The organism is Alteribacter aurantiacus DSM 18675 (assembly GCF_000429705.1).
Taxonomy (GTDB): Bacteria; Bacillota; Bacilli; order Bacillales; family Salisediminibacteriaceae; genus Alteribacter; species Alteribacter aurantiacus.
The window spans coordinates 408,933-421,020 of the sequence record NZ_KE386943.1 but is presented as its reverse complement, the minus strand read 5'-3'; the positions used below and the strand labels follow the sequence as shown (position 1 = coordinate 421,020).

The following is a 12,088-nucleotide window of genomic DNA, read 5'->3' as shown; positions in this document are numbered from 1 at the left end:
CAATGTAAGCGCTTTATTAAAGGGTTTTGGTGATTGTGAAGTTTTATGACAACGCTTTTTCATGCTATACTGTTTGAAATTATAGAATTGACAAAATAGACTTACGATTTATAAGGAGGGCGTTTCCATGAGAAAACACGGATATCCTGTAAAGCAGGGATTATACGACCCAATGAATGAACATGAAGCATGCGGAATTGGAATGATTGCAAATATTGATGGTAGTAAATCTCATGCGATCGTCCAGAATGCGATCAACATTCTGAGTAACTTGGAACACAGGGGAGGTCAATCAGCAGATGTAAGTACCGGTGACGGGGCTGGTATCTTGACCCAGATCCCTCACCGTTTTTTTGTGAAGCAATGTGACCGAGAAGACATTGTGCTCCCGGATGAAGGGGAATACGGCATCGGTATGGTGTTTCTGCCTGAGGACCAAGATACGCGGATGAAGTGTAAGGCCATTTTTGAAGAGATTATTAAAGAAGAAGGGCAAACGTTTCTCGGTTGGAGAACGGTTCCCGTAAACGATTCATTTGTAGGAATTGAGGCGAAGAAAACAAAGCCTGCCATTCGTCAGGTGTTTATTCGCAGATCGCAAATGATTCATGACCAAGATGAATTCGAGCGTCGCCTATATATTATCCGAAAGCGTACGGAAATTGAGATTTCCAAGCGTTTGAAAGGGCAAGACGCTTTTTACATCAGCAGTCTGTCCACACGTACGATTGTATACAAAGGGATGTTAGTGCCTGAACAGCTTGACTCCTTTTATATCGACTTGAACCATCCAGAGTTTAAGAGCGCCTTAGCACTTGTTCACTCTCGCTTTAGTACGAACACGTTCCCAAGCTGGAAGAGATCTCACCCGAACCGCTATACAATTCATAATGGTGAGTTCAACACCCTTCGCGGAAACGTGAACTGGATGCGTGCCCGTCAAGCCTTGTGTGCGTCGGAGTACTTTGAAGAAGAAGATCTGAAAAAGATTTTACCTGTGATCGATAAAAACGGCAGTGACTCGTCCATGTTTGACAACTGCTTCGAATTTTTACACTTGTCAGGTCGTTCCCTTGCTCACACGGCGATGATGATGGTACCTGAGCCATGGGCAAACGACGACACGATCGATGAGCGAAAGCGTGATTTCTATGAATACCACAGTACGTTAATGGAGCCGTGGGACGGACCAGCCGCTCTTGTGTATACAGACGGAAAGCAAATCGGTGCGACTCTTGACCGTAACGGTCTTCGTCCGGCTCGTTATTACATTACAAAAGACGGCATGATCGTTCTTGGCTCTGAAGTAGGAGCTCTTGACCTCTTTGCCGATGATATCGAAATTAAAGATCGCCTCACGCCGGGCAAAATGCTTCTTGTTGACTTGGAAAAAGGAAGAATTATTCCTGATGAAGAGATCAAACTTGAAATTGCCGGTGAACAACCATACAAAGAGTGGATTGAAGACAATATGCGTGACCTAGACGACTTGGAGGAATCTCCAATTGAAGCAGGTCCGGTTGAGAACCTCCGTGAGCAGCAGCTCGCATTTGGTTACACGCAAGAAGAGCTTAACAAAATTCTGAAGCCTCTTGTCTCCGGCGGAAAAGATCCAGTCGGTTCCATGGGGTATGACTCTCCACTTGCGGTGTTGTCGAAAAAGCCGCAGCTCTTATACAGCTACTTTAAGCAACTGTTCGCACAAGTCACGAACCCGCCGATCGATGCGATTCGTGAAGAGATTATTACGATGGCACAAACGACGATTGGGGCAGAAGGAAGTTTGGTGAACCCAACGGCTGAAAGTTGCAAACACATTCGTTTAAAAACACCAGTGTTGACCAACGGTGAACTTGAGAAGCTACGCGTTCAATCTGAAGACGGTTTTAAAGCTGAGACACTTTCCATCTTGTTTGATGCAAAGGGAGAAGGAGAGATGGACGGGGCTTTAGAAGCGTTATTTGAAAAAGCGGAGCAAGCATACAAAGACGGAGCGACACTCATTATTTTATCCGACCGCGGTGTGTCTAAAGAGAGAGCGGCGATTCCGGCGCTTCTTGCTGTATCCGGTCTTCATCACGACTTGATTCGAAAGGGCATTCGTACGAAGGTTAGTATTTTACTAGAATCGGGCGAGCCAAGAGAAGTGCACCACTTCGCTACGCTACTCGGATACGGTGCGGAAGGAATCAATCCGTACTTGGCATATCAAACAATCGAAGACATGCGCCAGACTGGTCAAATTGACCTCTCTTCTTATGAAGAAGCAGTAGATCGCTTTGTGTCAGGAGTAACGGATGGTGTCATTAAAATTCTCTCGAAAATGGGAATTTCAACAATTCAAAGTTACCGAGGGGCACAGATCTTTGAAGCGGTAGGTATTCACCCGGATGTGATTGAAAAGTACTTTACCCGTACAGCGTCACGTTTAGGCGGTATTAAAACCGACATGATTGCCAAAGAAGTGCTCATGCGTCACGGACTTGCCTTTGAAGAGAAGCGAGGAACCGATGATCGCCTTGATGTAGGGGATGAATTCCAATACCGCGAAAAAGGAGAAGATCATCAGTACAACCCGAAAACGATTCACATGCTTCAACACGCCTGTCGTTCCAGCGACTTTGAGCTGTTCCAGCAGTATTCAAAACTATTAACCAATGAAAAGAACAATCTTCAGTCTCTTCGCGGACTGTTGTCCTTTAAAAAGCGAAAGTCCATTCCGCTTGAAGAAGTAGAATCGGTAGAATCGATTTGCAAGAGATTCAAAACAGGCGCCATGTCATTCGGAGCGATAAGCCAAGAAGCCCACGAAGCTTTGGCTATTGCCATGAACCGAATTGGCGGTGCGAGCAACTCCGGTGAAGGTGGAGAAAACCCTGAGCGTTTTACAGAAGACGCAAACGGAGACCTTCGCAGAAGCTCGATCAAACAGGTGGCCTCAGGTCGCTTTGGTGTGACAAGTCATTACCTTGTGAACGCTGACGAAATTCAAATCAAGATTGCTCAAGGAGCGAAGCCGGGTGAAGGTGGACACTTACCAGGCAAGAAAGTCTATCCTTGGATCGCAGAAGTACGTGGATCCACCACAGGCGTTGAACTGATTTCACCACCGCCTCACCATGACATTTACTCGATTGAAGACTTAGCCGAGTTGATTCATAACTTGAAAAACGCGAACCCGCGCGCACGTATTAGTGTAAAACTCGTGTCTGCTGTGGGTGTAGGAACGATCGCTGCCGGTGTAGCGAAAGGCCGTGCTGATCTTGTTTTAATCAGTGGATATGACGGTGGAACAGGAGCGGCGCCTCGCTCAAGTATTAAGCACACGGGACTACCGTGGGAAATCGGTTTGGCGGAAACGCACCAAACCCTTCTCTTAAACCACCTTCGTGACAGAATTGTCGTAGAAACAGACGGCAAAATGATGACCGGTCGCGACGTGGTCGTTGCATCCTTACTAGGAGCTGAAGAATTCGGCTTCTCTACAGCCCCACTTGTCGTATTGGGCTGTGTCATGATGCGCGTTTGTCACTTGGATACGTGTCCTGTAGGGGTAGCCACACAAAACCCTGAGCTTCGTAAAAAGTTCACAGGAGAAGCGGACCATATCGTGAACTTCATGCGCTTTATTGCGATGGAAGCTCGTGAATTAATGGCTGAACTTGGATTTAGAACGATTGAAGAAATGGTAGGACGTACAGAAGTCCTTGAAGCAAATAAAGCAATCGATCATTGGAAGGCAAAAGATGTGGACTTGAGTGCCCTTCTTCATAAGCCTGATGTACCGGCAACGGTAAGCCGCTTTAAGACGATCGACCAAAATCACGGGTTGGATAAAGCTCTTGATAACCAAGAGTTGATTCCTCTTTGTCGTAACGCCCTTGAAAAGGGAGAACCGTTTGAAGCCACACTTGCGATCCGAAACATCAACCGTGTAACGGGAACGATTCTTGGATCTGAAGTGACGCGCAGGTTCGGGAAAGAAGGACTATCAGAAGATACGATTCGCCTCACGTTTAAAGGATCGGCCGGACAAAGCTTCGGGGCCTTTATTCCAAGAGGGATGACCCTTCGACTAGTGGGAGATGCAAACGACTACGTGGGTAAAGGATTGTCCGGTGGAAAGATCATCGTACACCCATCCAACCGAGCGACATTTAAAGCAGAAGAAAACATCATTATCGGAAACGTCTGCTTCTACGGTGCCTCCAGTGGAGATGCGTACATTCAAGGGATTGCCGGTGAACGCTTCTGTGTGAGAAACAGTGGAGCAAACGTTGTTGTAGAAGGAGTAGGCGACCACGCATGTGAATACATGACAGGTGGTAAAGTCGTTGTCCTTGGTCAAACAGGACGTAACTTCGCAGCCGGAATGAGTGGTGGAATCGCATACGTGTTCGATGAAGATGGAATTTTTGCTGACAAATGTAACCGCGATGGCGTAATTCTCGAATCGGTCACAAACGAAAGAGAAAAACAAGAAGTCTTTAAGATGGTTGAAAAACATCTTCACTATACAAACAGCGCGAATGCCCGTCGTATTTTGCACAACTGGAATACGAGCGTTCAAAACTTCGTCCGAGTGATTCCGAAGCATTACCTTGAAATGAAAAACCGCATTGAATACTTCGAAAACACGGGACTTGATAAAGATGAAGCGGCGATGAAAGCCTTTGAAGAAAGTCAAAGTCCTAAGGTGAAGGCATTAACGTAACTGATACGCTCGTTTTCATAGATGGTTTGATGAAGCAACTCCAGTGAGGCTGGAGTTACGCTAGGCTAAGCGACGCTCATATATGGTTTCTAGAGCCGACAAAAGGATCAACCTCTGTGAAATGAGCGAATTGATAAGGAGGGTGATATCATGGGAAAGCCAACAGGATTTTTAGAATACGATCGAAAAACCCAGCATGAAAGAGATCCAAAGTCTCGAATCAAAGACTGGAATGACTATACAAAACCGATGCCTGAAGAAGAACTCAAACAACAGGGCGCGCGCTGCATGGACTGCGGCGTGCCAACCTGTCACACAGGAATGGAAATAGGCGGGGTAACAACCGGTTGTCCGGTCTATCATTTGATTCCTGAATGGAATGATCTTGTCTATCAAGGACAGTGGAAAGAAGCCTTGAAAAAAGAACACGAAATGAACAATTTCCCTGAGTTCACGGGATTTGCATGTCCGGCTCCTTGTGAAGGGGCATGTGTACTCGGAATTAACGAACCGCCTGTAGCGATTCGTACGGTGGAGCGATCGATTATTGAAAAAGGCTTTGCAGAGGGTTGGGTTTTACCTGAGCCACCTGAAACACGTACTGGCAAGCGTGTAGCGGTAGTTGGATCGGGTCCTGCCGGTTTAGCCGCAGCCGCTCAGCTGAACAAAGCAGGTCATTCCGTAACCGTATATGAGCGTCACGACCGTATCGGTGGCCTTCTTACTTACGGCATTCCTGAAATGAAGCTTCCTTATGAAGTGGTGGAGCGTCGTGTGAACATTCTTCGCGAAGAAGGAATCGAGTTTGTAACGAACACGGAGATCGGTAAGGACATTACGTCGGAAGAATTGGAAGCAGAGCATGATGCTGTGATCCTTTGTGGAGGAGCGACTGTTCACCGCGACGTACCTGCTGAAGGCCGTGATTTGAAAGGCATTCACTATGCTATGGACTTCCTTCATGCGAACACGAAGAGCTTGCTTGATTCTAACCTTGAGGACGGCAACTACATTAGTGCGAGAGACAGAGACGTCATCGTTATCGGTGGTGGAGACACAGGAACAGACTGTCTCGCAACGTCTATTCGCCACAACTGTAAGAGCCTAACGCAGTTTGATATTTATGATAAAAAAGTGGACACGCGAGACGCTGTTGGCAACCCATGGCCGCAGTACCCGATCATTCACCGCATTGAGTATGGTCAAAAAGAAGGGGAAGCTGTATTCGGCAGAGACCCTCGTGCATACGCAGTGATGACGAAAAAGTTCGTTGGCGATGAGAACGGTCGCGTCAAGGAAGTACACACGGTAAACGTTCGTCTTACAAAAGATGAAGACGGGAACCGCCTCCGTGAAGAAATCCCTGGAACAGAAAAAGTGTGGAAAGCGGACCTTGTCCTCCTTGCCATCGGTTTCAGTGGTCCGGAGCAACAACTTCTTGAGCAAATGGAAATTGAAACAGACGATCGTACTCGTGTCAAAGCGGAGTACGGGAAATATAAAACAAACAAAGATGGCGTGTTTGCCGCAGGTGACATGCGTCGCGGTCAAAGCTTAATCGTTTGGGCGATCAACGAAGGCCGTGAAGCAGCACGTGAATGTGACCGCTATTTGATGGGTACGACACAGCTGCCGTAGTCGTAGTATATATGTGATGGAAACACTCGCTCCTTTTGATGAGGGCGGGTGTTTTTTGTGTTGGTTTTGGATGGGGAGGGGGGAGTGAGGGGAAATTTTGGCTAAACCGTGAATAGAGGGTGAGAAGCCGTTAATTAAGAGACGCTTGCCGTTAATGTAAGGAGAAAAGCTGGGAATCGGAGCCTCCAAGCCGTGAATTCTTCGCCCTAAGCCGTGAATCGCACCTTTTTATTTTACAATTCTCCTGTGGAAGGTCATATTTCTTCCTCACAGGCCAATCATTCTGCCAAAATTGATGATAATTCTTCCCCAAAAAGCAATAATTCTTCCATTGAAAATATCACAGGCCAAAAACCGAATAATTCTTCCAATAACGATGATAATTCTGCCTTAAAAACCAATATTTCTTCCGCTCCACAAATCCTCTCACACTACCAATCATTTGAAATTCCAACACATACCATTTATCCTGATAACTACTAGACTGTCGTTAAAGGGGACTCTCACATGGAAAATCTAAAATTCACAACCGCTGTCGTTTTTGCTGCTTGTTTATTAGGAGGATTAATCTTCTCATTTTTATTAGGCACCACCTCCCAACCCACTGTGACTCAAGAAGAAGGTGACATTGGCTATATCATTCCTAAAGATCATGAAGCAGAGCCATTGTTTGACGCGTCGTACAGCTTTTCCGTAAGATCCCAAGTCCAAATAACGGACCTAGAGAGCGTGAAGCACGTGACCGCATCTGCCAACGTGTATGAGTACGGTGAACGAATTGAGCACCAGCCATTAGGATCACTGGAATACACAGAGCAACCTTTTGAAGGAGACATCATTGACTTTGCTACAGGTGCCATCACGATCGATGAGGATGACCCTGGATACCTATGGAACAACGTTATAAAAGTAAACGAACCAACGGGCTACCATTCATTAAGAGGGGTCTACGATTTACGAGAGCTTGATCACTTTCAAGTAGCAGGGGATCCCGCCTTTCAACAAGTCAATGCCGGAGAGCCTGTTGTATACGGGTATGCTGTAATTGAGGGAGATGCAAGAGTGGATAGGAACTATGATGCTGACTATGAAGCGTTTATGGAGTGGGCTAGTACAAAAGAGAAGCTATTAACCTTTGAATTTATCATCTCTTCTGAAGAAACAGGATGGGAGTAGGTGAAATACCGAAACAACATGAAACAAAGCCATGGATCTACCATCCATGGCTTTGTTGAGTCCACTTTCTATGACGCCTTCGAAGCTTCTGCTTCATCATCTCGATTGTTCTCAGATTCTGATACCATCATGGCACAGGTAGCGTCTCCGGTAATGTTAACAGCAGTACGAAGCATGTCCAAGATACGGTCCACACCTAGAACGAGAGCAATTCCTTCGACAGGTAGACCAACGGATGTGAGTACCATAGCAAGCATAATCATACCGACCCCAGGCACACCAGCCGTACCGATACTTGCTAGGGTAGCGGTTAAAATAACCGTAAGAAGGTCCCCGAATGAAAGGGCCTCAGCATAGACCTGAGCGATAAATACGGTTGCTACAGCCTGCATAATGGCCGTACCATCCATGTTAATCGTTGCACCAAGAGGTTGAACGAAGCTACTAACAGGCTTAGAAACCTTTAAGTCTTCCTGTGCCACACGCATGGATACAGGGAGCACCGCACTACTACTTGATGTACTAAACGCCACAACCATAGCAGGGAAGAACTTACGTACAAATTCGATCGGACTTCGTTTGGCAATAAACGCCACTACCGATCCATACGTAACTATTGCATGTATAATAAGGGCCAAAATAATCGTAGCCATGTATAGCAGCATCGCCTGAAGGGCTGACATCCCTAGCTCCCCAACTGCCGATGCGATTAATGAAAATGCACCGATTGGAGCCAAATACATGACAATTTTTACGAGGTACAGCATAATTTCGTTCCCTTGCTCCACAAGCTTTAGAATGCCTGCCGTTTTGTCACCAAGCCTAGCTAGAGCAAATCCGATGAGTATGGCAAAAGCAATAATTTGGAGCATTTCTCCGTCAGCCATCGCTTGGATTGGGTTCTCCGGAATGATATTAAGAAGCGTATCCATAATCGGTGGTGCTTCATCTGCTTCATAGTTTGCCGTTTCGGTTTCAAATCCACCACCAGCTCCCGGCTGAATGAGAAATGCCATTGAGAGACCGATGGACAGAGCAACAGCCGTCGTAATAAGATAAAAACCAATTGTCTTTCCGCCAATTCTACCAAGCTTTTTTGGATCTCCTACACTTGCAGTTCCCAAAATGATGGAGAAGAGTACAAGAGGAACGACGAGCATCGTTATAGAGTTGATAAAGAGCGTACCTAATGGTGTGAAAACATAATTGTCAGCATATTGAAACAATTCGGGGGCTAGTAAATTAAACCCAATTCCAGTGAATAGTCCAAGAAATAAAGCGATGATGATATATTTGGTTAATTTCATGATGAACCTCCTATGTCTTCAATTTGTTGCTGTTTTCGCAGAGATTGTTTCTTTTACATAAAGAGATTTCCTCTTTTGTTTATGAGGGAGAACAAAGAAGAACAATCTGCACGAAAACAGTCTTTTGGTAGAGTTAGTTTGTTTTATTTTAAAACTAAATGACCCAATACTTCCCACGCCAGAATTTCAATTTTTATAAAAAAATATGTATTTTCACAACCTTTAAGGGGAAATTCCCCTAATATTAGGAATGAAAACCTATGAAAACAAAAAAAGAATAGTCCCTCCTAAAGGACTACTCTTTCAAGATTGTTGTAGATATTCAACTTCTTTTTTCAACAATGTCCAGTATGTATTGGACAGGAAGGCCTGCTTCAATATAACTTCTTACAACTTTCCACTCACGATCGGTGTTTTTCTTAAACGTTTCATAAAACAAATTTGCTCCTTTGAAGTATTCATCGTTCATGAGAAGCGAAGCTGTAATTGTAACGATTGCTTCGTCATCCCGTATTGGAGTAATTTTGATCACCCTCACGTCCCACTGTGCTTGGTTATCCTCCACGAATTGGAATCCATCTTCCCAGCCCTTAATACACTTGTCGTAGCCAAAGTCCACGATTTCTCCACCTGTGATCTCCCTCGCTTGGTAATCCGGTGAAATGAAAGAAACCAGTTCGGACAATTCACTGCTCTCCCAGGCTTTCACAAAGCTTTTAATACTCTCTTCTAAAGATAATCCCATTGCTATTCGCCTCCAAAATAATCATGTTAATCGATCGTTCGTGATATACTTGAGTATACAGATAATTAACATAAAAAGGTTATTATTCCTTAAATTATGTTTAGGTGAATTCGGAGCTTATATAGGTAAGGGGGCAATGATATGAAGATGTTTTTGATTTCTCTACTAAGTGGCATGGTGATCGGTTTGATCATCGCGTTCTTCGTTTACACTGGTGAACCACTTTTCTTTCAAATCGAACATCGATATGCAAATGAAACGGTCTTTATACGAGACCATAATGTTGAAATGGTAATTGGAACCTTGCGAATCATGTTCTTTAGTTTTATTACCATCTTCTTAGCCTGGTTACTTATTGGGAAGATCGTTGAAAAAGGACGTCCTCAAGAAGGTTAAATGTTTGTGTAGGATTGTCTTCCTTCGGTTCTTTTTCACTCATTTGGGGTAAAAAAAGAAGAGGAGGTGAAGAGGATGAACCAAAAACAACGACGAACAATCTTCTTCCTCGTTCTTGTTGCGTTATTTCTATTTTTATTTACCCAAGTTGCCAGAGCAGGGACGGCAGATGTTTTTAGAGGGATGGATATGCTCATCATGCAGTTGGTTCAAGGTGTGCATCACGATGAGGTCACGCCACTTGTGCTTGCCATCACGTCTTTGGGCGGCATACCGGCCCTAACAACTACAGTTGTCCTTTCCATGGTGCTGTTTTTGTTTTTGAAAAGATCGGTTACTGCTCTTTTTTATGGAGCAGCTGTTGCTCTTGGTGGTGGGTTAAATTGGTTTTTAAAGTGGGTGTTCCAAAGGGAGCGACCAGATTTTGACCCTATTATTATTGAGCAAGGTTATAGTTTTCCAAGTGGTCATGCCATGGGCTCGATCATTACCTATGGACTTTTAACTTATTTTATTGTCAAAATCCTGCCTTCCAAAGGGGCAAAAGCAGGTGTTATTGCGGCATCAACCACTTTGATTCTCTTCATCGGACTCAGTCGCGTGTATTTGGGCGTCCATTACTTCTCCGATATAATTGCAGGCTTCCTAACAGGAGGATTGTGGATCGCCATTTCCGTATTCGTGTGGAAGCGTGTGGTCAAAGAAGGTTTAAATGAAAAACGAACCACGTAAAAGTTACGTGGTTCGTTTTTTAGATTGAGTACCCATTGTAACGGTAATCTCCCAAATCTCTGACCGACTCCCAATCCTGAGTGGAGGGCCCCAAAAGCCGAATCCGCTGGAGACGATCGTGTGAAGGGAATCTTTTTTCAAATAACCCCAATCCACTTCGTACATGCGGCGCGTAATCCAGTTGTTCGGATACATCTGACCGCGGTGGGTATGTCCGGAGAGCATGAGGTCCGCTCCTGCTTGTTCAGCTCGGTCCAGCTCAAAAGGTTGGTGGTCGAGAAGAATGATCGGTTTGTGATGGTCGAGATCTCCGAGCAAGGCTTCTACTGACAGACGATTTTTGTCCGTTCGATCTCGGCGGCCAGCAATGTAGAAACGGTCATCGACGAGAAGGCTGTCATCTGTGAGCATCGTAACTCCGGAAGCTGCTAATTCATTAATAATCTCTTGTACTTGTCGCCCGTAGTACTCGTGATTACCTAAGACACCATATACACCAAGAGGCGCCTTGATTTGTTTCATCACATCACCCATGTTCTTTTTCTTAAACACATCAGGTGAATCATCAATGATGTCTCCTGGAAAGACAACCATGTCCGGTTGAATGGCTTCTATTTCTTTTACGAGACGTTTTAAGTGCCCTTTTCCAGATAAAGCACCAAAGTGCATATCAGAAGCCATGGCAATTTTAATTGAAGAAGGACGTGCCCCTTGTTTTGGTATCGATAAGGAATACGTCCGTTTAACCGGGCGATAGGCTTGGAAAGTCCCTATAAGAAAAATGACGACGAGCGAGAGAGCTGTGACGAGACCTGTATACATAATGGCCGAGTCGAGAGAGACGCCTGTGAGTCTATTTAAAAGAAAGACGACGACATTTGCGATAGGAAAGAGAAGCAACGCGTATTGAAAAAAGCCGATCCAGTAGGCACCTGCAATTTTAAAAAAGCTAAGACTGAATCGGCCGATTAAATAACCGTAAGCAAGAAGTGCGAATACAAGGCTATACAGCCACACAGATTCAAACGAAAAAGAGGTATTCAGCCAAACCCACACGTTCCACCCTATATAAAATGATAATCCGTTATAGATCAGGATAAATAGTCCAAAGCTAGCAATCGCTCTTACATTCATGTGTTTCATCCTCTGCGTTTAGTAGCTAAATCGTACCACTCAAATCGAACAAGTGCGAAAAGAAACGCTCTGCTTAAACGAGAATAAGCTAAAGAAGGCACTGAAAAAGTTCGATCTTTAACTTTTTCAGTGTCTTCGAAGCAATGAGCGTAACGGTTGCCTGTTTTGAAAGCCTGATACGAGTGGGTTTCTCGTAACAGGCGCGCAACCGAGTGGAGCCATTGCCATTCAGATAAGGCATTAAAA

At 44.9% G+C, this 12,088-nt stretch carries 8 protein-coding genes; 5 read left to right on the top strand and 3 right to left on the bottom strand.

The window, feature by feature from the left end; all coding sequences use genetic code 11:
- Positions 1 to 127 precede the first annotated feature (127 nt).
- The 3 genes from gltB (at position 128) to G476_RS0120480 (ending at position 7,528) form a co-directional block, all read left to right on the top strand.
- Positions 128 to 4,714: a glutamate synthase large subunit gene (gene gltB / locus G476_RS0120495; protein WP_026691739.1), complete on the top strand. Its 4,587-nt coding sequence runs from the start codon at positions 128 to 130 to the stop codon at positions 4,712 to 4,714.
- 150 nt (positions 4,715 to 4,864) lie between these two features.
- Positions 4,865 to 6,352, top strand: a complete 1,488-nt coding sequence (locus G476_RS0120490) for a glutamate synthase subunit beta (RefSeq protein ID WP_026691738.1) — start codon at positions 4,865 to 4,867, stop codon at positions 6,350 to 6,352.
- A gap of 507 nt (positions 6,353 to 6,859) precedes the next feature.
- Entirely contained in the window at positions 6,860 to 7,528 is a 669-nt protein-coding gene (locus G476_RS0120480; RefSeq protein WP_026691737.1) for a hypothetical protein, read from the top strand.
- Positions 7,529 to 7,596: 68 nt separating this feature from the next.
- On the opposite strand, the gene G476_RS0120475 is transcribed toward G476_RS0120480, so the two are convergent.
- Together G476_RS0120475 and G476_RS22710 are read right to left on the bottom strand one after the other, a co-directional pair.
- Entirely contained in the window at positions 7,597 to 8,835 is a 1,239-nt protein-coding gene (locus tag G476_RS0120475; protein WP_026691736.1) for a dicarboxylate/amino acid:cation symporter, read from the bottom strand.
- A 322-nt stretch (positions 8,836 to 9,157) separates the two neighbouring features.
- Positions 9,158 to 9,580: a hypothetical protein gene (locus G476_RS22710; protein WP_035187512.1), complete on the bottom strand. Its 423-nt coding sequence runs from the start codon at positions 9,578 to 9,580 to the stop codon at positions 9,158 to 9,160.
- Positions 9,581 to 9,721: 141 nt separating this feature from the next.
- On the opposite strand from G476_RS22710, the gene G476_RS0120465 reads away from it, so the two are divergent.
- Together G476_RS0120465 and G476_RS22705 are read left to right on the top strand one after the other, a co-directional pair.
- Positions 9,722 to 9,976 (top strand): hypothetical protein, encoded by a 255-nt coding sequence (locus G476_RS0120465; RefSeq protein ID WP_026691735.1) that lies wholly within the window; start codon positions 9,722 to 9,724, stop codon positions 9,974 to 9,976.
- A 75-nt stretch (positions 9,977 to 10,051) separates the two neighbouring features.
- The gene (locus tag G476_RS22705) at positions 10,052 to 10,708 is read left to right on the top strand and encodes a phosphatase PAP2 family protein (protein ID WP_051314966.1); all 657 of its coding nucleotides are present in this window, start codon (positions 10,052 to 10,054) and stop codon (positions 10,706 to 10,708) included.
- A gap of 3 nt (positions 10,709 to 10,711) precedes the next feature.
- Here the strand turns inward: G476_RS22705 and G476_RS0120455 are convergent, their stop codons facing one another.
- Complete coding sequence (locus tag G476_RS0120455; RefSeq protein WP_026691734.1) at positions 10,712 to 11,842, bottom strand: metallophosphoesterase; 1,131 nt, start codon at positions 11,840 to 11,842, stop codon at positions 10,712 to 10,714.
- Between the last annotated feature and the right edge of the window lie 246 nt (positions 11,843 to 12,088).

What these genes read in the sequence shown, in the direction of transcription:
- G476_RS0120475 (WP_026691736.1), bottom strand. Translation starts at nt 8,835, where the DNA reads ATGAAATTAACCAAATATATCATCATCGCTTTATTTCTTGGACTATTC.
- G476_RS22710 (WP_035187512.1), bottom strand. Translation starts at nt 9,580, where the DNA reads ATGGGATTATCTTTAGAAGAGAGTATTAAAAGCTTTGTGAAAGCCTGG.
- gltB (WP_026691739.1), top strand. Translation starts at nt 128, where the DNA reads ATGAGAAAACACGGATATCCTGTAAAGCAGGGATTATACGACCCAATG.
- G476_RS0120490 (WP_026691738.1), top strand. Translation starts at nt 4,865, where the DNA reads ATGGGAAAGCCAACAGGATTTTTAGAATACGATCGAAAAACCCAGCAT.
- G476_RS0120480 (WP_026691737.1), top strand. Translation starts at nt 6,860, where the DNA reads ATGGAAAATCTAAAATTCACAACCGCTGTCGTTTTTGCTGCTTGTTTA.
- G476_RS0120465 (WP_026691735.1), top strand. Translation starts at nt 9,722, where the DNA reads ATGAAGATGTTTTTGATTTCTCTACTAAGTGGCATGGTGATCGGTTTG.
- G476_RS0120455 (WP_026691734.1), bottom strand. Translation starts at nt 11,842, where the DNA reads ATGAATGTAAGAGCGATTGCTAGCTTTGGACTATTTATCCTGATCTAT.
- G476_RS22705 (WP_051314966.1), top strand. Translation starts at nt 10,052, where the DNA reads ATGAACCAAAAACAACGACGAACAATCTTCTTCCTCGTTCTTGTTGCG.